Source organism: Roseovarius sp. (assembly GCF_048262375.1).
Classification (GTDB): Bacteria; Pseudomonadota; Alphaproteobacteria; order Rhodobacterales; family Rhodobacteraceae; genus Roseovarius.
Genome location: NZ_JBLXFE010000005.1, coordinates 25,875 through 50,891, shown reverse-complemented (window position 1 = coordinate 50,891; position 25,017 = coordinate 25,875). Strand labels below are relative to the sequence as shown.

Annotated in this window: 24 protein-coding genes and 2 tRNA genes; 14 read left to right on the top strand and 12 right to left on the bottom strand. The window is 60.8% G+C overall.

Annotation, left to right across the window (positions count from 1 at the left end):
• Positions 1–3: 3 nt before the first annotated feature.
• Positions 4–933, bottom strand: coding sequence for an arginase (gene rocF / locus ACN0SW_RS07240; protein WP_417727246.1), 930 nt, complete (start codon positions 931–933; stop codon positions 4–6).
• Between the two features lie 118 nt (positions 934–1,051).
• Between rocF and ACN0SW_RS07235 the strand changes: the two genes are divergently transcribed.
• Positions 1,052–1,480 (top strand): Lrp/AsnC family transcriptional regulator, encoded by a 429-nt coding sequence (locus tag ACN0SW_RS07235; RefSeq protein WP_417727245.1) that lies wholly within the window; start codon positions 1,052–1,054, stop codon positions 1,478–1,480.
• Positions 1,481–1,486: 6 nt separating this feature from the next.
• On the opposite strand, the gene ACN0SW_RS07230 is transcribed toward ACN0SW_RS07235, so the two are convergent.
• Both ACN0SW_RS07230 and ACN0SW_RS07225 read right to left on the bottom strand, forming a co-directional pair.
• Positions 1,487–1,951, bottom strand: coding sequence for a disulfide bond formation protein B (locus ACN0SW_RS07230; RefSeq protein ID WP_417727244.1), 465 nt, complete (start codon positions 1,949–1,951; stop codon positions 1,487–1,489).
• Positions 1,951–2,529 carry a YqaA family protein gene (locus ACN0SW_RS07225; protein ID WP_417727243.1) on the bottom strand — a complete coding sequence of 193 codons (579 nt, stop codon included), beginning with the start codon at positions 2,527–2,529 and terminating at the stop codon, positions 1,951–1,953. The genes ACN0SW_RS07230 and ACN0SW_RS07225 overlap by 1 nt, the downstream gene beginning before the upstream one ends.
• Before the next feature lie 144 nt (positions 2,530–2,673).
• Between ACN0SW_RS07225 and ACN0SW_RS07220 the strand changes: the two genes are divergently transcribed.
• Positions 2,674–2,759 (top strand) — tRNA-Leu (locus ACN0SW_RS07220).
• Between the two features lie 965 nt (positions 2,760–3,724).
• A complete protein-coding gene (locus ACN0SW_RS07215) occupies positions 3,725–5,578 on the top strand; it encodes a Hint domain-containing protein (protein ID WP_417727242.1) in 1,854 nt (617 codons plus the stop codon).
• 144 nt (positions 5,579–5,722) lie between these two features.
• Here the strand turns inward: ACN0SW_RS07215 and ACN0SW_RS07210 are convergent, their stop codons facing one another.
• The 3 genes from ACN0SW_RS07210 to ACN0SW_RS07200 form a co-directional block, all read right to left on the bottom strand.
• Positions 5,723–6,412, bottom strand: a complete 690-nt coding sequence (locus tag ACN0SW_RS07210) for an RES family NAD+ phosphorylase (RefSeq protein WP_417727241.1) — start codon at positions 6,410–6,412, stop codon at positions 5,723–5,725.
• Positions 6,409–6,822, bottom strand: coding sequence for an MbcA/ParS/Xre antitoxin family protein (locus tag ACN0SW_RS07205; RefSeq protein WP_417727240.1), 414 nt, complete (start codon positions 6,820–6,822; stop codon positions 6,409–6,411). Before ACN0SW_RS07205 ends, ACN0SW_RS07210 begins: the two co-directional genes overlap by 4 nt.
• Before the next feature lie 379 nt (positions 6,823–7,201).
• Positions 7,202–7,278 (bottom strand) — tRNA-Ile (locus tag ACN0SW_RS07200).
• Between the two features lie 108 nt (positions 7,279–7,386).
• On the opposite strand from ACN0SW_RS07200, the gene purM reads away from it, so the two are divergent.
• The 3 genes from purM to rnd all read left to right on the top strand — a co-directional run bounded on the left by purM (position 7,387) and on the right by rnd (position 10,274).
• Positions 7,387–8,433, top strand: a complete 1,047-nt coding sequence (gene purM, locus ACN0SW_RS07195) for a phosphoribosylformylglycinamidine cyclo-ligase (RefSeq protein ID WP_417727239.1) — start codon at positions 7,387–7,389, stop codon at positions 8,431–8,433.
• On the top strand, positions 8,430–9,023 hold the full coding sequence (purN, locus tag ACN0SW_RS07190) for a phosphoribosylglycinamide formyltransferase (RefSeq protein ID WP_417727238.1): 594 nt from the start codon (positions 8,430–8,432) through the stop codon (positions 9,021–9,023). Before purM ends, purN begins: the two co-directional genes overlap by 4 nt.
• Before the next feature lie 90 nt (positions 9,024–9,113).
• The gene (rnd, locus tag ACN0SW_RS07185; protein ID WP_417727237.1) at positions 9,114–10,274 is read left to right on the top strand and encodes a ribonuclease D; all 1,161 of its coding nucleotides are present in this window, start codon (positions 9,114–9,116) and stop codon (positions 10,272–10,274) included.
• A 22-nt stretch (positions 10,275–10,296) separates the two neighbouring features.
• On the opposite strand, the gene ACN0SW_RS07180 is transcribed toward rnd, so the two are convergent.
• Complete coding sequence (locus ACN0SW_RS07180) at positions 10,297–10,815, bottom strand: hypothetical protein (RefSeq protein WP_417727236.1); 519 nt, start codon at positions 10,813–10,815, stop codon at positions 10,297–10,299.
• A gap of 126 nt (positions 10,816–10,941) precedes the next feature.
• On the opposite strand from ACN0SW_RS07180, the gene ACN0SW_RS07175 reads away from it, so the two are divergent.
• Positions 10,942–11,352, top strand: a complete 411-nt coding sequence (locus tag ACN0SW_RS07175) for a SufE family protein (protein WP_417727235.1) — start codon at positions 10,942–10,944, stop codon at positions 11,350–11,352.
• Positions 11,353–11,418: 66 nt separating this feature from the next.
• On the opposite strand, the gene ACN0SW_RS07170 is transcribed toward ACN0SW_RS07175, so the two are convergent.
• From ACN0SW_RS07170 to ACN0SW_RS07160, 3 genes are all read right to left on the bottom strand, one after another.
• Positions 11,419–12,060: a DUF1638 domain-containing protein gene (locus ACN0SW_RS07170; protein WP_417727234.1), complete on the bottom strand. Its 642-nt coding sequence runs from the start codon at positions 12,058–12,060 to the stop codon at positions 11,419–11,421.
• Between the two features lie 64 nt (positions 12,061–12,124).
• On the bottom strand, positions 12,125–12,829 hold the full coding sequence (locus tag ACN0SW_RS07165) for a corrinoid protein (RefSeq protein ID WP_417727233.1): 705 nt from the start codon (positions 12,827–12,829) through the stop codon (positions 12,125–12,127).
• Positions 12,830–13,068: 239 nt separating this feature from the next.
• Positions 13,069–14,049: an SGNH/GDSL hydrolase family protein gene (locus ACN0SW_RS07160; RefSeq protein WP_417727232.1), complete on the bottom strand. Its 981-nt coding sequence runs from the start codon at positions 14,047–14,049 to the stop codon at positions 13,069–13,071.
• A 137-nt stretch (positions 14,050–14,186) separates the two neighbouring features.
• Here ACN0SW_RS07160 and ACN0SW_RS07155 point away from each other — a divergent pair, with 137 nt between their 5' ends.
• The gene (locus tag ACN0SW_RS07155) at positions 14,187–15,275 is read left to right on the top strand and encodes a PA0069 family radical SAM protein (protein WP_417727231.1); all 1,089 of its coding nucleotides are present in this window, start codon (positions 14,187–14,189) and stop codon (positions 15,273–15,275) included.
• Between the two features lie 46 nt (positions 15,276–15,321).
• On the opposite strand, the gene bmt is transcribed toward ACN0SW_RS07155, so the two are convergent.
• Together bmt and ACN0SW_RS07145 are read right to left on the bottom strand one after the other, a co-directional pair.
• Positions 15,322–16,332, bottom strand: a complete 1,011-nt coding sequence (gene bmt / locus ACN0SW_RS07150) for a betaine--homocysteine S-methyltransferase (protein WP_417727230.1) — start codon at positions 16,330–16,332, stop codon at positions 15,322–15,324.
• 162 nt (positions 16,333–16,494) lie between these two features.
• Complete coding sequence (locus tag ACN0SW_RS07145; protein WP_417727229.1) at positions 16,495–16,809, bottom strand: DUF1476 domain-containing protein; 315 nt, start codon at positions 16,807–16,809, stop codon at positions 16,495–16,497.
• A 162-nt stretch (positions 16,810–16,971) separates the two neighbouring features.
• On the opposite strand from ACN0SW_RS07145, the gene purC reads away from it, so the two are divergent.
• From purC to ACN0SW_RS07115, 6 genes are all read left to right on the top strand, one after another.
• On the top strand, positions 16,972–17,733 hold the full coding sequence (gene purC, locus ACN0SW_RS07140) for a phosphoribosylaminoimidazolesuccinocarboxamide synthase (RefSeq protein WP_417727433.1): 762 nt from the start codon (positions 16,972–16,974) through the stop codon (positions 17,731–17,733).
• A 13-nt stretch (positions 17,734–17,746) separates the two neighbouring features.
• The gene (gene purS / locus ACN0SW_RS07135; RefSeq protein ID WP_417727228.1) at positions 17,747–17,986 is read left to right on the top strand and encodes a phosphoribosylformylglycinamidine synthase subunit PurS; all 240 of its coding nucleotides are present in this window, start codon (positions 17,747–17,749) and stop codon (positions 17,984–17,986) included.
• Positions 17,986–18,654, top strand: a complete 669-nt coding sequence (gene purQ / locus ACN0SW_RS07130) for a phosphoribosylformylglycinamidine synthase subunit PurQ (RefSeq protein ID WP_417727227.1) — start codon at positions 17,986–17,988, stop codon at positions 18,652–18,654. Before purS ends, purQ begins: the two co-directional genes overlap by 1 nt.
• A gap of 53 nt (positions 18,655–18,707) precedes the next feature.
• Complete coding sequence (locus tag ACN0SW_RS07125) at positions 18,708–20,462, top strand: sensor histidine kinase (protein ID WP_417727226.1); 1,755 nt, start codon at positions 18,708–18,710, stop codon at positions 20,460–20,462.
• Between the two features lie 6 nt (positions 20,463–20,468).
• Positions 20,469–21,803, top strand: a complete 1,335-nt coding sequence (locus tag ACN0SW_RS07120) for a sigma-54-dependent transcriptional regulator (RefSeq protein ID WP_417727225.1) — start codon at positions 20,469–20,471, stop codon at positions 21,801–21,803.
• A gap of 402 nt (positions 21,804–22,205) precedes the next feature.
• Positions 22,206–25,001 carry an Rne/Rng family ribonuclease gene (locus ACN0SW_RS07115; RefSeq protein ID WP_417727224.1) on the top strand — a complete coding sequence of 932 codons (2,796 nt, stop codon included), beginning with the start codon at positions 22,206–22,208 and terminating at the stop codon, positions 24,999–25,001.
• Positions 25,002–25,017 lie beyond the last annotated feature (16 nt).

Here is a 25,017-nt window from a genome sequence, read left to right as displayed (position 1 = left end):
TCCTCAGCTATATGCCATTGTGGGGCGGTCAAAGACGCGGCGGCCGAGGGCCGAGGCGGCAAGATCGACCATCACTTGCGCGGTGCGTCCGCGCTCGTCCAGAAAAGGGTTCAGTTCCACCAGATCGAGTGATGTCATAAGACCGCTGTCGCAGATCATTTCCATCGCCAGATGTGCCTCGCGGATGGTGGCGCCACCGGGCACGGTGGTGCCCACGGCAGGGGCAAAGATCGGATCGATGAAATCCACATCAAGGCTCACATGCAACGCACCGCCTGCTGCTGCTACGCGGTCGAGAAAACCCGCAAGGGGGCGAGAAATGCCCTGCTCGTCAATCACGCGCATATCGTGATAGCGGATGCGACTGGCCTGAAGCGCCTCGCGCTCTGCGCGGTCCACCGAGCGCAGACCCAGAATACAGATGTTTTCCTCAGGCACCGGATTTGTAAGCGTCGGAAACCCGTGAAATCCGGCACGACCGGTGACATAACCCAAAGGCGTGCCGTGCAGATTGCCGGACGCGGTGGTTTGCGGCGTGTGAAAGTCACTATGAGCATCAAGCCAGAGCACGAATTGCGGGCGGCCAGTTGCCATAGCATGATTGGCCACACCGGCGACTGAGCCGAGCGAGAGACTGTGATCGCCGCCCAGAAAGATCGGCAAACCGTCCTTCATCGCCTCGAATGCGGCTTGCATGAGGGTCTCGGTCCAGCCTGCCGTTTCCGCCGGAGCGTACACATGCGACGGCATCGCAACATCGGTCGTGGTCGCGGCAGGAACGAGATTGCCAGTGTCACGCACGACATGGCCGAGGTCATTCAGGGCCTCAGCGAGCCCTGCGGTGCGATAGGCATCCGGGCCCATGAGGCAGCCACGCCGGTCTTTGCCACTGTCAACCGGCGCGCCAATCAGGATGATGGTCTGAGGGATCATAGAACACTCTCCACTTTGCAGTTAAAGCGTAGGATGGTGCCGAATTGAGTTGATTTGAAGCGACAATTTTGCACAAATCGGGGTTAGATTGTACGAAATGGATCAGGATACTTGCATTATGGACGATACAGATCAGCGATTGATTTCGATGCTGAGGCATAATGCGCGGGCTTCGCTGTCGGATTTGGCTAGTGGTCTGGGAATATCGCGGACCACAGTGCGCGCGAGAATCGAGCGGTTGCGAGTCTGTGGTGAGATCGTCGGGTTCACGGTTGCGTTGCGGGGGGATGCCGCGCGTGACCCTGTGCGTGGGCTCATGATGCTGGGTATCGAGGGGCGTGGCACCGACCGGATTATTCGTCAACTCAATGGGTTGGGCGCCGTGCGCGCAACGCATACCACGAACGGTCGATGGGATGTGATCGTCGAGGTTGGCACCGCGACGCTTGAGGAGTTGGACAAGGTTTTGGCGCAGATCAGACGATTTGACGGGATCGCGCAATCTGAAACCAGCCTGTTGCTTAACACCTGGAAATCAGGGGCGTGAAGACAGTCACCGCGTGCGTAGCGCCATAAGCCAGAGTGCCGCGAGGGCAAGAGATGCCAGCATATTCCAGCTCGCCATCGAGAGACTGAACATTTCCCATGGGACTTCGTCGCAGCGCACCAGCGGAGCGGCCATAATCTGATTGAAAAGATCATCGGCGCTGACACCGCTTGTTCCTGACGAGGAGCAACTGGTTGGGCCTTGCCACCAACCTCGCTCGACCCCGGTGTGGTAACCGGCGATTGCCGCAGTGGTAAGGGCTGCGACCATGCCGCCCAAGGCCATCAACCGGGGCAGGGCAAAGAGTGCCACTATCCCAAACCCGATTGCAATCACATGTGGCCAGCGCTGCCAGATGCAGAGCTTGCAGGGAGCCATGCCGCCCAGATGCTGAAAAGCGAGTGCTCCGAGCATGAGCGCGGCAGAGCCACCGGCGGCCAGAAGAATGAGATGTCTTTGTTTCAGGGTCATCAGAGGAACCTCGCCGCGTAAAACCCGCCAAAGAGCAGGACCACAAAGAGAAAGGCCAGCAGCCCCAAACGCCTCTCAATGAAATCCCGCACCGGAGCACCATATTTCCACAAGAGCGCGGCCATCACAAAGAACCGGATGCCGCGCGCAAGGATGGAGGTGGCGATGAACACGCCAAGCGGCATTCCGGTCCAGCCCGACATTATTGTGATCACCTTGTACGGAAAAGGGGTGATCCCCGCTGTCAGCACGGCCCAAAAGCCGAAATCGTTAAATCGCGCACTGAAGGCTGTCATCGCATCGCCTTTGCCAAGCGCCGCAAGGATTGGCAGACCTATTTCCTGATAGGCAAAAGCCCCGATGGCATAGCCAAGGAGCCCCCCCAACACCGAGGAACTGAGCGCCACCGCAGCAATCAGCCAAGCGCGGTTTGGACGTGCAAGGATCATAGGGATCATCAATACATCGGGTGGGATCGGAAAAAATGAACTCTCCACAAAGGAAACAATCGCCAGTGCCCAGAGCGCATGCCGGTGTTCTGCCATGCGGATCGTCCAGTCATAGAGGGCACGGATCATCTTTGGGTCTCTTTGCTGATTTGACGCGAGACACCATGCCCTCATGTCAAGGTCAAGGGCAGAGAGGCGGAGACGATAGATTCCATCGAAAATACCGTTTCGCTACTGGACGCGGACAGCGCCCTTCGCTAGAGAGAAAAAAGTGCCCAAGTGGCGGAACGGTAGACGCAGCGGATTCAAAATCCGCCGCCTTTACGGGTGTGTGGGTTCGAATCCCACCTTGGGCACCATTCTTCCGCATTAATGGATTGTTATTATTGCATATTTATGCGTGCAATTGCGCGCGTTGGATCGACAGCCATACCCAACACACGCCGATTCAAGTTGGGACGTGTTCGACTACTTCGAGGTGTTCTACAACCTGAAACCCAAGCACATGAACAATGGCATGCTATCGCCCGTTGGCTTCGAAACGAGACAGCAGAAACTGAACGAGGCAGGTGTCTAGGAAACTAGGGGCAGCTCAGGGATCCCATCATTGGGAGGCTGGTTTCTATGCCGCCGGGGCCATGACATCCCGAGTTTCAGAGGTTCTCCACAGCTATTCCGAGATTCGGAGATATCTTTCGACAACATTGTTTCTGTTTGGATGATAAATGCGGCTTTTGGTCAGAAATGTTGCCAATTTGCTGGTGTTGCCTTTATTTTGCCACATGTAGGATGCTTGCGCGACGCCAGTGCTGACCTGTCGCAGTATTTGAAACAAACTATCGCTATGCGTGTGGTTCTGGCGCGATACCGCTGAATTTTGGCCGATTTCATGATGTTTCGAGATGTGGATGGTGCGACTTGGGAAACAGTGCTTTACCAAAAGCAGAGCGATTTGCGGCAAGAATACGGCAGGCGTTTACCTTGACGTCTCAATTTTGGCACTTTTACGCCAAAATTCCCTTGGGCGTTCCTATCCAAACGGATATTGTCTGAATAGCCCATCTGGGGGGTCAAGTCTGTAGGTCGCGGGGGCGACCGCACAAAACCGACGCGTTTATCCGAGCTACACCTTTGTAGTCTAGGGGCTGCCAAAACGCGATCATTGGAAGTTTTGGGCCGTCTTGCCCCGCGTTGTGATGCCTTTTGGGCAATGCTTCCCCTTTGGTTCTGTGCTGGTCGCTCCTGTCTTGCATCGTCAGGTATGGCGCATGCGTGTTTGAACTTGGGTTGCAAGAGTTAGCCTTTGAGGCACTGGAGATTGAAAATGGCGATTAATAGAGTCGATGGCGACAATTCTGCCAACCGCATTGACCTGGTTTATTCAGCAGATCCCGAAGGGGATCGGATTGACGCAAACGATGCCGCCGACGGATCCAACGACGATGTGGTCGATGGGCGTGGTGGGGATGATACGATCCTCACAGGAGAAGGGGATGACCGGGTCTATGCAGGCTCAGGCCACGATTCCGTTGAGGGGGGCGCTGGCAACGACCTTTTGGTCGGGGACACGTCCGATCCTTTGGCAAGCGGGCGCGAGGTGTTCCAATGGAGCGAGGCCCCCGACCCCGATGACGCCGACCCGATAGAAGGGGGCGATCCAATCACCGGGTTTGTGCAGAATACCGGGACGGTGGATGTCACATTCTCGGTGTTGAATGGCAGCAACAACGTCGATACGCAATTCGCGGATAATTCGCAGACTGTGACGGGGATGACCGCCGGGGGCGATCCGGCCAATCCGAACAGCTCTCTTTCGGCGGATCTTGGGGCCGCGGGCACGACCGATCTCAAGCTGGAATTCTCTTCGCCTGTCGAGAATGTTTCGTTTCAGATCAACGATCTGGATGGGACCGAAGGTGTTCAGATTTTTGCACTCGATGCGGATGACAATCTTGTTCCGCTCACATTGACTCCGGGGTCTTCTGTGACCGTGGTCAGTGGAGAAGAGGCGTTTGGCGCCGGGTCCAGCACCGATTCCGACCCCTCGCACAGTCTTATGGTTGAGATCCCGGGACCCGTGGCGCAATTGGTCATCCGCTATACCGACAGCTCCGGCACGTCGGATGGGATCAATGTAACGGATGTCTATTTCGGTCTGCGGGGGAGCGTGATTGACGACGGGCTTCCGGGGAACGACACGCTGGACGGGGGCGAGGGCGACGATACGTTGTGGGGCGAGGCGGGAAATGACCTGCTGATCGGTGGACAGGGTAACGATTCAATCTTTGGCGGCATCGGCAATGACACGCTCAGCGGCGGGGATGGCGCGGATAGCCTGACCGGTGGCGCTGACCGCGATGTGTTCGTTGCGGTTGGGGCAGGGGACGTCATTGATGGCGGAACCGGTGACAGCACTGCGGACGGGATCGAGGATGATTACGACACGCTCGATCTGCGCGGGCTTGGCCGGTTCGATATCGTCGGCCAGACTGTCGATGAGGACGGCGACTCGACCTCGGGAACGGTGAATTTCATTGGAGCGGATGGCGCGGTCACGGGGTCGCTGAGCTTTAGCGAGATTGAGAACCTGATCCCCTGCTTTACCCCCGGTACAGCGATTGCCACGCCGCGTGGTGAAATGCCGGTGGAAGAATTGCGGGTTGGCGACAAGGTGATCACGCGCGACAATGGCTTGCAGGAAATCCGCTGGATCGGCCAACGCGACCTGAGCGGCAGCGAGCTGATGCGCTCGCCGCATCTGCGGCCGATCCTGATCCGCGCCGGGGCGCTTGGGCATGGTCTGCCAGAGCGTGACATGCTGATCAGCCCGCAGCACCGTATCCTGCTCAATTCGGATCGTGCCGCGCTCTATTTCGAAGAACGAGAGGTGCTGGCGGCGGCAAAACATCTGGTCGAAATCGAAGGCGTCGAGCAGATCAAGACCACAGCCGCGACCTATATTCACTTTATGTGCGATCAGCATGAGGTGGTTCTGTCCAATGGCACTTGGACCGAGAGCTTTCAGCCCGGTGCTCAGGTGCTGCACAGCATGGGCGCGGCGCAACGGGATGAGATTTATGATCTCTTCCCGGAACTGCGTGAGGTCGAGGGGATCGAGGCCTATCAGGCAGCGCGGCGCTCGCTCAAGCGGCACGAGGCAAGGTTGCTGGTGCGCTGACAGGCGGCTTTCAGCTTTGATTATTCTAGAAATGTAGACAATCCTGGTATTATATCAGGATTGTTTCGGTATAAGCATAGCGCTCCGTGGCGCGCGCGGTTAAGGGGGGTGCGCTATATCGGCGCTCAAATGCGTTTGAATATATCACCGCACCTCCTTCACCTCGCCCGTGTCCAATTGCTTGACGTAATCAACTGCGGTGCCATTCCAGTGATATGAAAAATGCCCGCCCTGCACGGGAATGGGGATGACATCGGGCCAGAACACCGCGATGCAGTGACCGCCGGGATAACGGACGCTGGGCCAGGTGATGCCATTCGATCCGGCGGCGCGGCGTGCCGCGCCAAAGGCTTGCGAGAGGCCATAGTCGTCCGGCTTCAACAGGTCAGCCCGGCCCGACGCATCATCGAGATCGGCATTGATCGCGCCGATCAGTTCGCGGAATTGCGAGGTCCAGCCTGGCGCTTCATTCGTGGCGCGCATAAAGCGGGCGTGATGATGGATGGTCTCGGCAATCGCCACCTCGGTGCGATCACCCGCATAGTAGAGGCCGAAGCTGCCGTCCGAAAACCGTCCCGGCCGGAGCGGTGAGCAATGCACAAACGGGGCCATGACCCAACTGGCACCGGGGCCGGTGACCCGGCGCGCTGCGGGAACCTTGGACAGATCGCCGATGCTGTCCCGGATGCGCGGATTGAACTTGGCCTCGGCCGAGGCCAGCGCCTCCCAATCCGCCGGATCAGCGATATCCTCAAAGAGATCGATGGGTGGATAAATGGTGCGGATGATGCGGACGGTGCGTGGCCAGATCACACGCCGGACCGGTTCTGTCACCAGCCCCCCCGCTCGGCATCCAGATAGCTGCGCAGGTCGATCAGATCGGTGATCTCTCCACGCATCATGACATCAAGCGCGCTATGACCTTCGAATGCCGCATTGGGCGTGCGAATCCACGCATAGCCGCGCGCAGGCTCGGCAAAGAGATAGCGCAGCGCCTTGTGAATCCCCATCAGGATTGACATCCGGGCGCGCAGGTCACGGTCGATGCGGCCAATATCGCCCACCTTCCAGCGTGCCCAAGTACGTTGCGCCATGTCGCCAAGCAGGATGCGGGCCTCTGCATCGCTGAGACCCCACGCGCGAAACAGATTGACGGTTGCGCGCGCGAGGGCGGCGGCCTCCTCATCGGTGATGATGGGAAGATCGGGACGGGCCACAATAGGCTGAATGGTCACGAACTGCATGGGTGCTTCCTTTGGCATCAATATAGTCAATTTGTGCCAAAAGGCAATTGAATTCAGCCACCGAGACGTGCGCAGTCAGGCACGAGACGGCCTGTCGCTCGTGCCTCCTCTGGAAACAGATGGCTTTTGCTTTGCGTCGGCCATGGCCTGCGCAAGGCATTTGCCCGGAGGTTTGCCGGGGCTTTCGCAATGCCTCACGCGATCACGGCCACGACTGGCCATAAAACGCTGGCCTTGGCGCAGGGATATACCGAGGCAGGATCTCGCCTCACCGTTGATCCTGACAGGGGTGGGATTCGCCGCGAAAATGGTCCCGGTCCGTTTTCCGATGGTCCACAATCGAGAATTTACAAATATAATCAATGCCGTGATTGGCGTCTGGTAGGCCCGGAGGGACTCGAACCCCCAACCAAAGCGTTATGAGCGCTCTGCTCTAACCAATTGAGCTACAGGCCCCACCTGAGGCAGTTCGTAAGCCGGGGCAGGGGCGGGGTCAAGGCTTTGAGATTGCACAGCACCTGCCAATCAGCTAACGGGTGCGCAATCTAGCGATGGGGACAGGCCATGACCGAGCAACAGAACGGGATCACCTATGCCGATGCGGGCGTCGACATCGACGCAGGCAACGCGCTTGTGGAGCGGATCAAGCCCGCAGCCAAGCGCACGCAACGCGCGGGCGTCATGTCAGGGCTGGGTGGATTTGGCGGATTGTTTGACCTCAAGGCGGCAGGCTTTACCGATCCGGTGCTGGTGGCGGCGACCGATGGGGTGGGCACCAAGCTGCGGATTGCGATTGATACCGGCCATGTCGATGGCGTGGGCGTCGATCTGGTGGCGATGTGCGTCAACGACCTGATCTGTCAGGGGGCGGAGCCGCTCTTTTTCCTCGATTATTTCGCCACGGGCAAGCTTGAGCTGGATCAGGCCACGCGGATCATCGAAGGCATCGCACGCGGTTGCGAAGGCTCTGGCTGCGCGCTGATCGGGGGTGAAACAGCGGAAATGCCGGGGATGTATCCCAAGGGCGACTTTGACCTTGCAGGCTTTGCCGTAGGGGCCATGGAGCGCGGCACCGAACTGCCCGCTGGCGTGGTCGAGGGCGATGTCCTCTTGGGCCTCGCCTCGGACGGGGTGCATTCCAATGGCTACAGCCTCGTGCGCCGGATCGTCGAGATGTCGGGGCTGACATGGGACGACGCCTGTCCCTGGGCTGACGGCAGCCTTGGCGAGGTGCTGTTGACGCCCACGCGGCTCTATGTCCGGCCCGTGCTTGAGGCGCTCAAGCTGGGCGGTGTCCATGGCCTTGCGCATATCACTGGCGGCGGGTTGACCGAGAACCTGCCGCGCGTTCTGCCCGAGGGGCTGGGCGCCGAGATCGACCTTGGGGCATGGGCGCTGCCGCCGGTTTTCCGCTGGCTGGCAGAGACTGGCGCTATGGCCGAGGCGGAATTGCTCAAGACCTTCAACTCGGGCATTGGCATGATTGCCGTGGTCGAGGCGGCGCAGGCTGAGGCGATTGCGCACAGCTTGCGCGCGGCGGGAGAAACCGTTTACCCCTTGGGCCACGTCACGTCGGGCGAGGGCGTGAGCTACAAGGGCCGCATGCTGTGAGCAAACGGGTCGCGATCTTTCTCTCCGGGGGGGGATCAAACATGCGGTCTCTGGTGGCCAGCATGACCGGGGATCATCCGGCGCGGCCTGCACTGGTCCTGTCGAACCGCGCTGACGCGGGCGGGATTCAATGGGCGGCCGCACAGGGGATAGCAACCGAAGTGGTGGACCACCGCCCGCATGGCCGCGACCGCGCCGCCTTTGAGGCAGAGATTGCTGCGCGACTTGCGCCGTATGACATCGACATCATTTGTCTGGCGGGGTTCATGCGCGTGCTCACGGCCGGATTCGTAACCCCGTGGCAGGGACGGATGATCAACATCCACCCGTCGCTTTTGCCGAAATATCGCGGCCTTCACACCCATGCCCGCGCGCTTGAGGCGGGCGAGCATGAGGCGGGCTGCACCGTGCATGAAGTGACAGCCGAACTGGATGAGGGGCCGATTCTGGGGCAGGCGCGGGTGCCGGTTCTGGCGGATGACACACCCGACAGTCTGGCGGCGCGGGTGCTGGCGCAGGAACATATTCTCTACCCGGCCGTGCTGCGTCGGTTTGCGGCGGGCATCCGTGCGCCGCTCTACCTGCCCTGAGCCCGGCATTTGCAATCTGGCCGATCTGGTCTATAGCTGGCTCCGGGGGACAGAACCGGGCATTAACGACAAGAGCAAAGATCACCCCATATGAAAACCATTACCACGACTGAAGAGCTGGCCGCCTTTTGCACCATGGCGCGCAGCCATCCCTATGTGACCGTCGACACGGAATTCCTGCGCGAGCGCACCTATTATTCCAAACTGTGCCTCCTGCAACTGGCGCTGCCCGGCAAGGGCAATGACAACGCCGTGCTGGTGGATCCGATCGACGGCGAGGGCATGTCGATGGAGCCGCTCTACGAGCTCTTCCGGGATACCTCTGTGGTTAAGGTATTTCACGCCGCGCGGCAGGATCTGGAGATTTTCTATGTCGATGCCGGGGTGATTCCCGCGCCAATGTTTGACACCCAAGTCGCAGCGATGGTCTGTGGGTTTGGCGATCAGGTCGGCTATGAAACGCTGGTCAAGCGGATTGCCAAGCAGACCGTGGACAAAAGCTCGCGATTCACCGATTGGTCGCGCCGCCCGCTGACCGAGGCGCAAAAGGTCTATGCGCTGGCTGACGTGACGCATCTGCGGGTGATCTATGAGGTTCTCGCCAAGAAACTGGCAAGCTCGGGCCGGGATAAATGGGTGGCCGAGGAACTCAGCGTGCTGACTGATCCCGCCACCTATCGCACCGATCCCGCCGAGGCATGGCAACGCATCAAGACGCGCAATACCGCGCCAAAGTTTCTGTCGCTGCTGCGTGAACTGGCGCGATTCCGTGAAGAATATGCCCAGTCGCGCGATGTGCCGCGCAGCCGGGTCTATAAGGATGACGCGCTGGTGGAACTGGCCTCGACCAAGCCGGTAACGCATCAGGATCTGGGGCGGTCGCGGCTCTTGTTGCGCGAGGCGCGCAAGGGCGAGATTGCCGACGGGATTCTGGCGGCGGTCAAGGCGGGGCTGGAATGCCCGGCGGATCAGATGCCGCATGCCGAGGTCCTGGACGAGCGTGCACAGGTCAACCCGGCGCTGGCCGATCTCTTGCGGGTGCTGCTCAAGGCCAAGAGTGAGAGCTATGGCGTGGCGTCCAAGCTGATCGCAAGCGCGGCTGATCTTGACGCCATCGCCGCAGGCGGGCGTGAGCTTTTGGCGTTGCGGGGCTGGCGGCGCGATGTGTTCGGCGCAGATGCGTTGCGCCTGTGCAATGGCGAGGTGGCGCTGGCGGTCAAGGGCAACATCGTCGAAACGGTCGATCTCTGACGCGCGCCTGACCGCCCCCGCCTCAGCGGCGGGTCACCTGTTCGTTGCGGGCACCGATCACCCGGATCACATCCGTGCGCGCAAGTTTCTGGGACGAGACAAACACCGCCGCCATGACGGTGCGGGCGCGCTCCGAGCCCTGCGGTTGGTTCTCGGTTTGCACGGCCATCAGCTTGTATTCCAACACGCCGTTTACCGGCTCGCTCTCGGTGTCGGAAATCAGACGCACGTCAAAGGCACCCTGACGCAGGCTCAGACCGTCGACCCGGATGATGCCGCCATCGCTGGTGCGTTCGACCACGACGCGCGTCACCTGATCCACAGGCGTGCCCTCATAGACCTTTTCCCGGTTACGGCGAAAAATCGTGTCTTCGCGCTCGGGGATCAGCGGATTGGTGTTTTCGGGTTTTGGCTCGGCGGTACGGCGGCGCGACCGGCTGCGCCCGAACCAGTTGCGCGGGTTGGCGCGCGATTGGCGATAGCCGCCACATCCCGCCAGAACCGACACTGCCGCCAATGAAAGAAAGACCCGCCGTTGCATGCCATCCGCCCCTGTCACCTTTTCCTTTCGACTATCCTATCCGCCCCGGCTTGAAAAGGTGCAAGCGAGGTCTGGACCTTTTTCCGGCCCGGCCCTAGGTCTGGGGCAGAGATCAGGGAGAGCGTTATGGCCACTGCCGCCTTTGAAGAGATTGTCGAAGATTTCGAATTTCTCGACGAGTGGGAAGACCGCTATCGCTATGTCATCGACCGGGGCCGGACGATGCAGGCGCTGGACGACTCGCTCAAGGTGCCTGCGACCAAGGTTGACGGCTGTGCCAGTCAGGTTTGGCTGCATCCGCGAATCGAGGCGGATGCATTCAGCTTTGAGGGGGACAGCGATGCGATGATCGTGCGCGGCCTGATTGCGGTGTTGCGCGCGCTCTATAACGGGCTGCCGGTGGCCGAGGTGGGGCGTGTCGATGCCTCTGCGGAACTGGCGCGGCTGGGATTGGACGAACACCTGTCGGCGCAGCGCTCCAACGGCGTGCGTGCGATGGTCGAACGGATCAGACGGGTGGCTGCCGAGGCCGCGTGAGGGGTGCACAGGCTGAGGGCTCTGCCCCCAGACCCCCGAGGTATTTTTCGCCAGATGAAAGCGAATTCAGAGCTTTACGGCTTGTTCTTCAAGTGATGTTTTCAGATCACCGTAACCGGTAAAGCGGTATTCATAGGCCAGACCCAGACGCGCGGCGCAGGATTCCGCCTTGGCGCGCAGGCTCGCGTCATCGGTCTGGGCCTGATACACCAGCTTGGTGTAATTGCCAAAGATCATGTCGCGCAATTCCGGGTGACGGTCGAGGCCCATCGGTTTCCAGACAAAGGCGTCGAACTGGCGCACCAGAAAGTCGGTGAGGTAAAAGGCGCTGATTTCGTCGTCATGCGCGGCAAAGCGGTCCAGCCCTTCATAGAAGGCGTAGCAATGCGGCCCGGCCACCATCTCGACCCCCAGTTCGGCGCATTTGGCCTGCAGCAATCCGCCGGTGCCGCAATCGGCATAGACGACGAAAATCCGGGCATAGTCCGCGCGATGCGCGGTCACGGCGGCGGCCACCTCCTGGGTGATCTTTTCGGGGTAGAGATGCAGTTTGGCAGGCAGGCATTGCAGGTCCATGTGGTCCCAGCCATTGGCGCGTTTGAGGGCAAGAATCTCATGTGCCAGTGCACCGCAGGCGATCAGCAGTATCCGACCATGACCTTCGGCCTCTAGCCCCTCAGTGGTGAGTTGCGCGTCGCTCAGTTGCATGTCGGCCCCTTTCAAATGCAAACGGCCCGCACCGGGGCGGGCCGTTGCAACGCCTGTCGGACGCTTAGCCCGCGGCCAGACGGTTGTGCTTGCGCGCCATGAAATCCTTGGCGGTTTCCACCGCCACGGCAGCGTCGCGGCAATAGGCATCGGCACCGATGGCCTTGCCGAATTCTTCGTTCAGGGGCGCGCCGCCGACCAGAACGATGTAATCATCGCGCTTGCCCTGTTCCACCAGCGTGTCGATCACCACCTTCATATAGGGCATGGTGGTGGTCAGCAGGGCGGACATGCCGAGAATGTCGGGCTGTTCAGTGTCCAGCGCCTCGAGATATTTTTCGACCGCGTTGTTGATTCCCAGATCGACCACCTCAAAACCGGCACCTTCCATCATCATGCCGACGAGGTTCTTGCCGATGTCGTGAATGTCGCCTTTGACGGTGCCGATCACCATCTTGCCGACGCGCGGCGCGCCGGTTTCGGCCAGAAGCGGCTTGAGGATGAACATTCCGCCCTTCATCGCATTGGCGGCCAAGAGCACCTCGGGCACGAACAGGATGCCATCGCGGAAGTCCTTGCCGACGATGGTCATGCCGCCGACCAGTGCCTCGGTCAGGATGCGATAGGGCGCCCAGCCACGTTCGAGCAAGATGTTGACGCTTTCTTCGATCTCTTCCTTGAGACCGTCATAAAGGTCGTCGAACATCTGCTGGACAAGCTCGTCGTCGTCGAGGTCGGCGAGGATGATGTCGTCATCTTGGTCGGACATTGCGGAAATCCTTGAGTTCTCTGCGCGCGCGCATCTGGGTTAACTTGGCGCAGCTTTCGTCAATTTGCGGCGCGGCCACTTTCCGAATTGCGACGCTGCCCGCGCCGCAACCGACCTATAGCCGGGATTCGCGCGGGATTTGACTGAATTATTGGCATGAAGATATTCGAAATTCCGCAACACAACGGGCTTTCGCCCCGGCAGGGCACCCCAAAGAGCCGACCGCCGGGGCGCGAGAGTCAGGCGCGACGACGCATAAGAACAATCCCCCCGAGCGCCGTCAGCAACAACAATCCCCCCGCCGGAAGCGGGACAACGGCGGCGCGGACTTCTTTGGCGATCAGCGCGTGGACGCGGTCGGTGGGATGGATGCTGTCGTGAAAGACAAACCCCTGATCGGTGGCGCAATCGGTGGCAGGCACCAGCGTCAGGATGCAGGCATCGGTGGTATTGGTGAACCGCAGGGCATCCGCATCGGCAAGGATGTCCTCGAACAGGGCAAACGTATCAAGAAACTGCACGTTGCCGAGTGGCGTCAGGGTGCTGAGCCCGGACCTGAGTGCGGCATTGAAGCCCTGAGTGGCCGCCGTCGCGCCGGCGATGGCGCTTCCGGCTGGTGCGGCCCCGATGCTGGCCAGAAATGCATCCAGCGACGTCACCTCGGGGATGCGGCCCAGATTCGGCAGACCAAAGACGAGGACGTCGGTCAACCCGCGCGAGAAAAGATCACCCACCCCGGTGACGATCTCCGTCACCGCCGCCGAGATGACCGCGCCAAGGCTGGCCGGATTGGCCAGACCGGCGCGCAGGTCGTTGCCACCGAACCACACTGCCGCCAGGGGGTTTGGCCCGAGGCTTGGGGCGGTCAGGCCGAACAGGTCGCGTTGTGCTGCAAAATCGGGAATGGCATCGGTGTTGTCATCCGTGTCTCCCCCCAAAGGCTCCGGGTTCGCCACGGCCCTCGCCCCGCCAAAGGCGAAATTGGTCCCTGAGGCGAAATTCGCCCCCAGTTGGCTGGCCCATGTGTTGCCATTGGTGAACTGACCGTTGGGATAGAGCGTGGGATCGGGCACCGTGCCGCCAGTGATGGCGAAAATATTGCCCGGATCGCTCAGACTGTCGCCAAAAACAACAAGATCGGAAAATGGCCCAATGGGGGCGGCAGAGCCGAGCGTTGGCAGCAATGCTGTCACCCCGGCCAAAAGAATATTACGAATCATGATCCCTCCCAGACATGAAATTTCGACAGGGTCGAGGTGAACATGGCCATCAGATGCAGAGCAAATCAATTTCCCGTTTGAGCATCAGGCCGTTGCGTCACTTGTATATGTTCATGATATGTTCCATATTTTGCGCCATGACCCATGATCCGACTCTGCCACATGATCTGCGTCCTCGGGCGCGCGGCGCGGCCAGTAATGCCGCCGGCCGGTTCGAGGTGTTTTCCGTACGCTATGAGGCAGATGGCTGGGGGCCCGCGGAGGAGGAAGAGCGGGTGCTGCGCACGCAGGTCTCCGAGGAACGGCCCCGCCGCATCATCAGCTACAACCGCTCTCCCGATCTGCCGTTTGACCGCTCGGTCAATCCGTATCGCGGCTGTGAACATGGGTGCATCTATTGTTTCGCGCGGCCCAGTCATGCCTACCTCGGGCTCTCAGCCGGGCTGGATTTCGAAACCCGGCTGATCGCCCGATCAGAGGCCCCGGCGCGGCTGGAGGCGGAGTTGCGCGCGCGCAGCTACCGCGTCGCGCCGCTGGCGATTGGCACCAATACCGATCCCTATCAGCCGATTGAACGGCAGTTTGGACTCACCCGCGCCTGCCTTGAGGTTTTGCACCGATTCAATCATCCGGTGGCTGTGGTGACCAAGGGCACGCTGATTGAGCGCGATATGGATATTCTGGGCGATATGGCGGCGCGCGGGCTGGTGCGGGTTGGGGTGTCCGTGACCACGTTGGATGAGACGCTGGCGCGCAGGCTTGAACCGCGTGCCCCAACGCCTGCACGCCGTTTGGCGATCATCCGGCGGCTGGCGCAGGCGGGCATTCCGGTGCGGTTGATGGTTTCGCCGGTCATTCCGGGGCTGACCGACCCGGAGATCGAGGCGATTCTGAGGGCGGGACAAGAGGCTGGGGCAGGGGCCGCAAGCTGGATCATGCTGCGCCTCCCGCGTGAGGTGGCGCCGCTGTTTCAGGACTGGTTGGCGGCACATTACCCCGAGCGCGCAAACCGGGTGATGAACCGGCTGCGCGAGATGCACGGCGGTGCCGTCTATAGCGCCGAGTGGCACAAACGGATGCGCGGTGAGGGGGTCTATGCCCGGATGATCGCGCGCCGCTTTGATCTGGCGGCGCGGCGATTGGGGCTGGACGCGGCGCAAACGGCGTTGCGCTGCGATCTGTTCGAGGTGCCACTGGCGCGCGGAAGTCAGATGTCTTTATTTTGATATTACAATCACTTACCGACAACTGTTAATCTGAATCCGTGCCCTGTCATGCCCGCCTGCGGCGTGGCCGGCGCGGGGCGGCGGCATCGTCGCCGGTGCCATCACCCCCAGACGAAAATGCCCCCAATGCATCGGTGATCTGATCCAGCGTCGGGCGGGGCCCGCGCGGACGGCTCTCCAATGCGGCACGCATCTTGGACAGGTGCTCGGGCATGGTACCACAGCAACCGCCGATGATCGTAGCGCCTGCGTCGCGGGCCAGCACCGCGTATTCGGCCATCAAGTCAGGCGTGCCATCATAGTGAATGTGCCCGTCGTGGTATTTCGGGATACCTGCGTTGCCCTTGGCGATGATTGGCCGGTCCGACCCTTGCGCGACAAATCCAAGGATGGTGCGCAAGAGATCGGATGCGCCCACCCCGCAATTGGCACCATAAGCCAGCGGCGGATTGCCCAGCTTGTCCACCATCGTGGCCATATCGGATGAGGTGACGCCCATCATCGTGCGCCCGGCGGTGTCAAAGCTCATGGTGCCACACCACGGCATATCGGCCAGCTTGAACGCCTCGGCGGCGGCTTTGTATTCTTCGGGGGCAGAGATGGTTTCAAGCCAGAGCACATCGGCCCCGCCTTCCTTGAGCCCCTCGGCCTGTTCATGGAAAATCTCGACCGCCAGCGCATGGGTCAGCGCGCCCATTGGCGCCATGATCTCGCCCGTTGGCCCCACAGAGCCCGCGACAATCACCGGCCGGTCGTAGCGGTCAGCCACGTCGCGGCCGATTTCGGCTGAGATGCGCGACAGCTCGCGCGCGCGCCCCTGCGCGCCATGCAATTTCAGCCGCGCGGCATTGCCACCAAAGGAATTGGTGAGGAACAGGTCGCTGCCCGCATCCACCGCCTCGGTATAGAGCCGCTTGATCCGGTCGGGATGCTGATCGTTCCACATCTCGGGCGCATCGCCCGACTGCAGGCCCATGTTGAAGAGATTGGTGCCAGTCGCCCCATCGGCGAGAATCCAGTCGCGCGTCGAGAGCATCTTGGTGAGGGCGTTTGTCATATCGGCTATCCCGTGATCACTGAGCACGCAGATGTGCCATTAACGGCGCGTGCGCGCAAATGCATAAATTTCATGTAAATGGTGAGGCGCGTATGTATTGAAGCGCCACGAAAAAGGGCGCGCCACGCTTTGGCACGCCCGTTTGTCGTCAGATCACAGCGCTCAGACTTCGTTGGCCAACTGGCCTTTGGCGACCTTCAGCAGCTCGTCCATCTTGGAGCGGATGGTCTCTGCGTCGGCGATATCGCCCAGATCGGCGGCGACCTTGCGCACCACATCCTCGTGGCCGGCTTCTTCAAAATCGGCCTTCACCACCTCACGGGCATAGGCGTCGGCGTCCTCGCCGGTCTTGCCCATCAGCTCTGCAGCCCAGAGACCGAGCAGCTTGTTGCGCCGCGCCACGGCGCGAAACGCCATTTCCTCGTCATGGGCGAATTTGTTTTCGAATGCGCTTTCGCGATCGTCAAAGGTGGTCATTGGGCCGGTCCCCTTGCATGCGTTGCCGTTGCACCCGATATGCAATCTGGCGGGCAAAAGGGCAAGGGGCCAACGCCATCTTGCGACGTGATGGCCCATGCACTATGAGAGCGCATCGGCATGGGGGGACTCACGCCCCCCACCCTCAGCGACGGAGTTCCCATGGCGCGGCGCAAGAAAATTTACGAAGGCAAGGCCAAAACCCTCTATGAGGGTCCCGAACCGGGAACGATCATCCAGTATTTCAAGGATGACGCCACCGCCTTTAACGCTGAAAAGAAGGCTGTGATCGAAGGCAAGGGCGTGCTCAACAACATGCTCTCGGAATATTTCATGCTTGGTCTCAACACCATCGGCGTGCCGACGCATTTCATCAAGCGCCTCAATATGCGCGAACAACTGGTGCGCGCAGTCGAGATCATCCCGCTGGAAGTGATCGTGCGCAACTATGCCGCGGGCACCATGGCCAAGCGTCTGGGCATCGAAGAGGGCACGCAACTGCCGCGCCCGATTGTCGAATATTGCCTCAAGGATGACAAACTGGGCGATCCGCTGGTGACAGAGGAACATATCGCGGCCTTTGGCTGGGCCAGCCAACAGGACATGGACGATATCCTCAGCCTCGCGTTGCGGGTCAATGATTTCCTCGCGGGCGTGATGTATGGCGTCGGCATCAAGCTGATTGACTTCAAGATCGAAATCGGTCGCGTCTATGATGGCGATTTCCAGCGCCTGATCGTGGCCGACGAAATCAGCCCCGACAGCTGCCGGCTGTGGGACATCGAGACCGGCAAGAAGCTGGACAAGGACGTGTTCCGCCGCGATCTGGGCAGTCTTACCGACGCTTATACCGAGGTGGCCACCCGTCTGGGTGTCATGCCCAAGGGCAGCACCCCCATGGCGCGTCCGAAACTGATCAACTAAAGAGGTTACCCACATGAAAGCGCGCGTGCATGTCATGCTGAAATCCGGCGTTCTTGACCCGCAGGGCGAGGCGGTGCGCCACGCTCTGGGCTCCATGGGCTTTGACGGGGTCGAAGGCGTCCGGCAGGGCAAGGTGATCGAACTCGATCTTGCGGAAACCGACGCGGTCAAGGCCAAATCGACCGTCACCGAGATGTGTGAAAAGCTGCTCGCGAACACCGTGATCGAGAGCTACTCGGTGGAGATCGCCTGATGCATGCTGCGGTGATCGTCTTTCCGGGATCGAACTGTGACCGTGACCTGGCCGTGGCGTTCGAGCGTGCGGGCGCGCGCGTTTCGATGGTTTGGCACAAGGATACCGACCTGCCGCAAGGCGTCGATGTGGTCGGTGTGCCGGGCGGGTTTTCCTATGGCGATTACCTGCGTTGCGGGGCCATTGCCGCCAATTCACCGATCTGCCGGTCGGTGATCGCACATGCCGACAAGGGCGGATATGTTCTGGGCATCTGCAACGGCTTTCAGATCCTGACCGAAACCGGCATCCTGCCGGGGGCGCTCTTGCGCAATGCAGGGCTGAAATATGTGTGCAAGCCCGTGGGCCTGCGGGTGGCCACCACCAACAGCGCCTTTACCCATGACTACACGGCGGGCAGCACGATCACCGTGCCAATTGCCCATCACGATGGCAATTATTATGCCGATGACGCCACGCTTGACCGGCTTGAGGCTGAGGATCGCGTGGCCTTCACCTATACCGACAATCCCAATGGCTCGGCCCGCGATATTGCCGGGATATTGTCCGGGAACCGCCGCGTTCTGGGGATGATGCCGCATCCCGAGCGGATGGCCGAGCCGCTGCAAGGGGGCACGGACGGGGCCGCGCTCTTTGCGGGCCTGATGGGTCAACTGGCCCACGCCTGAATGTGTGACAGCTTGAGGTGCCGCGTCTTGCGGCATACTCTGAACTCATGAGCATGACCGTTCAACCCGTCGCACGGCACCGGATGCGCACCATATCCTGGCGCGCGCGGCTGGTTTTGCTCCTGCTGATCGTGATTGCGGTGGCGATGGTGCTGACCACCAACCGGTTGCTGACTGACCGCTTTACCGAGAACACGCGCAACCGGGCTGAATTGCGGCTCGTGCTTTATTCCGGCAACCTTCTGTCGGAACTCCGGCAAAACGCGATCGTGCCACAGCTTCTGGCGCGTGATCCCGCATTGATCGCGGCGCTCAATACGCAGGACTATGCGCAATCCACCCAACGCCTGATTTCCTTTCTCGAAGAGATCGGCGCGGCCGGACTGACGCTCTTGGACAAGGACGGTCGGGCGGTGGCGGCGACCGAGCGCGTGCGTCTGGGAGAAAGCCACCGGACGGCGGCGTATTTCGTGGATGCGATCCGGTCTCGCGATACGATTTTCCATGTTTTGCGGCAGGAAACCGGGCAATTCAACTTTTACTACTCGCGCCGGATCGAAACCGCGAGCGGTGTCTTGGGCGTGATCGTGGTCGAGGTTGATCTGCGCAAATACGAACGCGCCTGGGCCGGAATTTCCGATGCGGTCATGGTCACCGACACCGAAGGTCAGATTATCCTTGCGACCGAGCCACGCTGGCGCGGGCTGACAGAGGCCGACGCACTGCGCCGCGAACCGGTCAACAGCGCCATCCAGCGCGCCATTCAGGCCACCTCAGATTGGACCGCATTGCCGCCAGACGCCTATGTGCGTGGCGAGGCCGTGATGCGCGTCGAGGGGCGCGTTGCCTTTCGCGGTTGGCGGATCGCCAGTTTCACCACCTACGCGGCGGTGCGCGACAAGGTGAATGGCTATCTCGCGCTCGAAATCATGGGATTCGCGATTCTTTTGGCGCTTGCGTTTTACTTTCTCAACCGCAAGGCGGCGGTCAGAATGGCGCTGTTTCAGCGGGAGTCGGCAGAGCTTCGCGCATTGAATGCCCGCCTCCAGCGGGAAATCGCCGAGCGCAGGCGCGCCCAAGAGAACCTCGCGCAGGCCGAACAGACCATTCAGCAAAGCTCGAAACTGGCAGTGTTGGGCGAGATGTCGGCGGCGGTCAGCCACGAGTTGAACCAGCCGCTTGCGGCGATGAAAACCTATCTTGCCGGGGCCCGGCTCCTGCTGTCCCGCAACCGCCCCGACGAGGCGCTCTCGGCCTTTCAGCGGATCGACGATCTGATCGAGCGGATGGGGGCGATCACCAAGCAGCTCAAATCCTATGCGCGCCAGTCGGGGGATGTGTTTTCCCCTGTAAACATGGCCGATGCGGTGGCCTCGGCGCTCTCGATGATGGAGCCGCAATTGCGCCAGCGCAAGATCACCATCACCCGCACCCTACCCAATGAGCCGGTGATGATCATGGGCGATCGGGTGCGTGTCGAACAGGTCATCATCAACCTTTTGCGCAACGCCATTGACGCCACCAACACGGTGCCCAATGCCACCATCGACATTCTGCTCGCGGCGGGGGAAACGGCGGTGCTGACGGTGCGCGACAATGGGGAGGGGATCGGCGATTTCAAGAACCTGTTCGAGCCCTTCTATACGACCAAACAGCCCGGTGACGGGGTCGGGCTGGGGCTTGCCATTTCCTCGGGGATCGTCAACGACCTTGGCGGACGTCTTGTGGCGCGCAATGCGCCGGGCGGGGGGGCTGTATTTGAAATGCAACTCCCCATATTGGCCGATGAGACCCGAGCAGCGGAGTGATGTGAAATGCCAGCAGCTATGAAAATCGCCATCGTTGATGATGAAAAGGACATGCGCCAGTCGATCAGCCAATGGCTGGCCCTCTCGGGCTATGACACCGAGGCGTTTCCCTCGGCAGAAGAGGCGCTGAAATCGCTGGGCTCGGATTATCCCGGCATCGTGGTCACCGACGTGCGCATGCCCGGTATGGACGGGATGCAGTTCCTCAAGAAACTGATGGGCACTGACAGCTCTTTGCCGGTGATCATGATCACCGGTCACGGTGATGTGCCGATGGCGGTCGAGGCCATGCGCATCGGCGCGTTCGATTTTCTGGAAAAGCCATTCAATCCGGACCGTATGGCGGAACTGGCGAAAAAGGCCACCAATGCCCGGCGTATGACGCTCGATGCCCGCGCGCTGCGCAAGGATTTGTCAGACGGTGGCCAGCTGATGAAGAAACTTATCGGCACCAGCAATACCATGGACCGGCTGCGCGAGGATATTCTCGATCTGGGGCAGGCCGATGGTCATGTGCTGATCGAAGGCGAGACCGGCACCGGCAAGACGCTGGTGGCGCATGCGTTGCACGCCGTGGGCGCACGCGCTGGCCGCAAATTTGTCACCGTATCCTGTGCCGCGTTTGACGACGACGGGCTGGTCAAGCGCCTCTTTGGCCCGATGCAACCCGAAGACACCCAATTGCCCGCCTTTGAAGAGGCGCGCGGCGGAACCCTCGTGCTCGAAGATGTCGAGGCCTTGAGCGAGGCCGCGCAGGCCAAGCTGTTGACCCATATCAACGCCGAAGGCACGCCGCCCGAGACCCGCGTCGTCGCCATCTCGAACATGCAGGACGAGGGCCACACCTGCGAAGACGCGCTGCGCCCTGATCTGTTTTACCGCCTCGCCAGCCTGCGCATCACCGTGCCGCCGTTGCGGCAACGCGGCGAGGATATTCTGACGCTGTTTACCCGCTTTTCCGAACAATTCGCCGATGATTATGGCTGTGAGGCCCCGCAGGTCAGCGCGCAAGAGGCAACGCAGCTCTTGCAGGCACCTTGGCCCGGCAATGTCCGTCAGCTCTTTAACGTTGCCGAGCGTGCGGTGCTTCAGGCACGGCGCGGGTCCGGCACCATCACCTCGCTGCTTATGTCCGACCATCAGGATATGCAGCCGGTGATGACGACCGAAGGCAAGCCGCTCAAGGAATATGTCGAGGCGTTCGAGCGCATGCTGATCGACAACACCATGCGCCGCCACAAGGGCTCGATTGCCGCCGTAATGGACGAATTATGCCTGCCACGGCGCACCCTGAATGAGAAAATGGCGAAATATAGCCTGCAACGCTCTGATTATCTTTGAGGCAGGCGGCAGGGCATTTTCATTTTGTCCATTGTCATTGCCGCCTGTGACGCTTTACTGTGACAGTATGGTAAAAGGGACAATGCACCCTGCGCCAAGTGAGATTCGCTGTTTCAGTCCTCCGTCAGGATCACTCCGACATGATTGAGCAGACCGATTGGGTCCCGTTACAGGGACCACATACAAGCCTGACCCCTTGAAACCGGTGGACAGGCCCTGAATTGGCCCCAGCCGGGGCCGGAGAAGAAGAACCGCGATGCAGCGCGCGAGGCATATCAACGTCAGGGCAGGGGCCGCAAGCGGCACCAGCCTTCGCGTGTCCGCAATCGCCCTTATCAGACATCTGCCGCAACGCGCCGCCCCACCGGGGCAGGCGGCCGCGCCGCGATGCAAACGGAAAACATGGCTACGAAAATGCTCATTGATGCCACCCACGCCGAGGAAACTCGGGTTGTGGTGGTCGACGGAAACAAGGTCGAGGAATTCGATTTTGAGTCTGAAAACAAGCGCCAGCTAGCTGGCAATATTTATCTGGCCAAAGTGACGCGGGTTGAACCCTCGCTTCAGGCTGCCTTTGTCGATTACGGCGGCAATCGCCACGGCTTTCTGGCCTTTTCGGAAATCCATCCCGATTACTACCAGATCCCGGTCGCTGACCGCGAAGCGTTGATGGCCGAGGAAGAAGCCCTTGCCAATGCCCAGAGCGACGAGGACGAGGACCGCCCGCGCCGCAGCAATGGCGGCAACGGTGGTGGGGACAACCGCAATGAGGGCCGCAATGGCCGCTCGCGGTCGCGCTCACGCTCGCGCAACCGCTCGGAAAAGACCCAGTCTGACGATGCCGTAACCACCTCTGAAATCTCGGGGATGGAAACCATCGATCTCGAAGAAGAGGCCGCCACAGCCAACAACGCTGTCGTGCCCGAAGGCACGTCGCCCATGGAACGGGTTGCCGAAACCCCGGTGGAAGAGCCCGAAGAGCGCGCCGCCACTGACGCAGGCAACGAGGCCACAGACGCAGGCAACGAAGTCGGGGACGACGAGGCCGAAACCGACACCCGCGACCATGCTTCACAGGATGACGAGATCGAATCCGTCGCCGATGAAGACGACAGCGAGGATATTCGCCCGGTTCGCAAACCCCGCGCCCGCCGCTACAAGATCCAAGAAGTCGTCAAGGTCCGCCAGATCATGCTGGTGCAGGTCGTCAAGGAAGAGCGCGGCAACAAAGGCGCGGCGCTGACCACCTATCTCAGCCTCGCGGGCCGCTACTGTGTGCTTATGCCCAACACCGCGCGTGGCGGCGGCATCAGCCGCAAGATCACCAATGCCGTGGACCGCAAGAAACTCAAGGAAATCGCCACCGAGATCGACGTGCCGCGCGGCGCGGGTCTGATTGTGCGCACCGCCGGGGCGAAACGCACCAAGGCCGAAATCAAGCGCGATTACGAATATCTGCAACGCCTCTGGGAACAGATCCGCGAGCTCACGCTGAAATCCATTGCGCCCGCCAAGATCTACGAAGAGGGCGATCTGATCAAACGCTCGATCCGCGATCTCTATAATCGCGAGATTGACGAGGTTCTGGTCGAAGGCGAACGCGGCTACCGCATCGCCAAGGACTTCATGAAAATGATCATGCCGTCCCATGCCAAGAACGTAAAACACTACGTTGATCAACAGCCGCTCTTTGCCCGTTTTCAGGTCGAGAGCTATCTGTCGGGCATGTTCAACCCCACGGTTCAGCTCAAATCCGGCGGCTATATCGTGATCGGCGTGACCGAGGCGCTTGTCGCCATCGACGTCAACTCCGGTCGCGCCACCAAGGAAGGCTCGATCGAGGAAACCGCGCTCAAGACCAATCTTGAGGCCGCCGAAGAAGTGGCCCGGCAATTGCGTCTGCGCGATCTGGCCGGTCTGATCGTCATCGACTTTATCGACATGGACGAGCGCCGCAATAACGTGTCTGTTGAAAAGCGGCTCAAGGACAAGCTCAAGACCGACCGCGCCCGTATTCAGGTGGGCCGCATTTCGGGCTTTGGCCTGTTAGAGATGTCACGCCAGCGTCTGCGCCCCGGCATGATCGAAGCGACAACACAGCCATGTCCGACCTGCCATGGCACGGGTCTGATCCGCTCGGACGATAGTCTTGCCTTGTCGATCCTGCGTCAGATCGAGGAAGAGGGCGTGCGCCGCCGCTCGCGTGAAGTGCTGGTGAAATGCCCGGTGGAGATCGCCAATTATCTGATGAACCAAAAGCGCGACCATGTGGGCCAGATCGAGGGCCGCTATGGTCTGTCGGTGCGCATCGAGGGTGATCCGCGTCTGGTCAGCCCCGATTTCACGATGGAGAAGTTCAAGACCGCCACCCGTAACGTGCCCGAGGTGCCGATGGCGCAATTCGTGTCGGGCACATCGGCGCTGATGGATGACATCGACGACGAGGTCGAGGATGAAATCGACGTGGACGTCGAGGCAGACAGCGATCAGAACAATGACGGCAAAGCCGCCACTGAATCCGCTGGAGATGGGGCCGACAAGCCCAAGAAGAGCCGTCGCCGTCGCAGCCGCCGCCGCAAGCCCAAATCGGGCAGCAATGGCGGGGAAGGACCCGAGGAAGGCGACAACGAGGGCGAAAGCGCAGAAGCGGCTGACAGCGAAGCCCCCAAGGCAACGCCCGAGTCCGTGAGCGCCGCCGAAGCCGTGGTAACCGAGGATGAGGCGGCAACGCCTGAGGCGGTCGAAACCACAACCGAGGACAAGCCAAAGCCCAAGCGCACCCGCGCGCCGCGCAAAAAGAAAGAGCCGGAGACGGCGACGCCTGAAGCATCGGCAGAGGCAGAAGCAGAGACGGCAGCACCCAAGGCCAAGGCAGAGCCCAAACCGAGGCCAAAACGTGCCGCGACTCCGCGCAAGAAGAAAGAGCCAGAGGCGGCTGTGACCGCACCCGACGCCGAGGCAGCACCCGCGACACTCGACGCCGCACCAGAACCGACCCCGGTCGAGGCCACGCCAGTCGCCGCTGAGGTCACGCCAGAGCCCGCGCCGGTTGTCGAGGCAGAGGCACCTGTTGCGGAGCCAACCCCGGAACCCTCGCCAGAAGCAGCCCCAGAACCCACACCTGCACCGGTCGCTGAAACCCCGAAACCGCAGGAAGAGCCCAAGCCGAAACGGCGCGGCTGGTGGTCTCTGGGTTAAGCCAACGCCTGCGTAC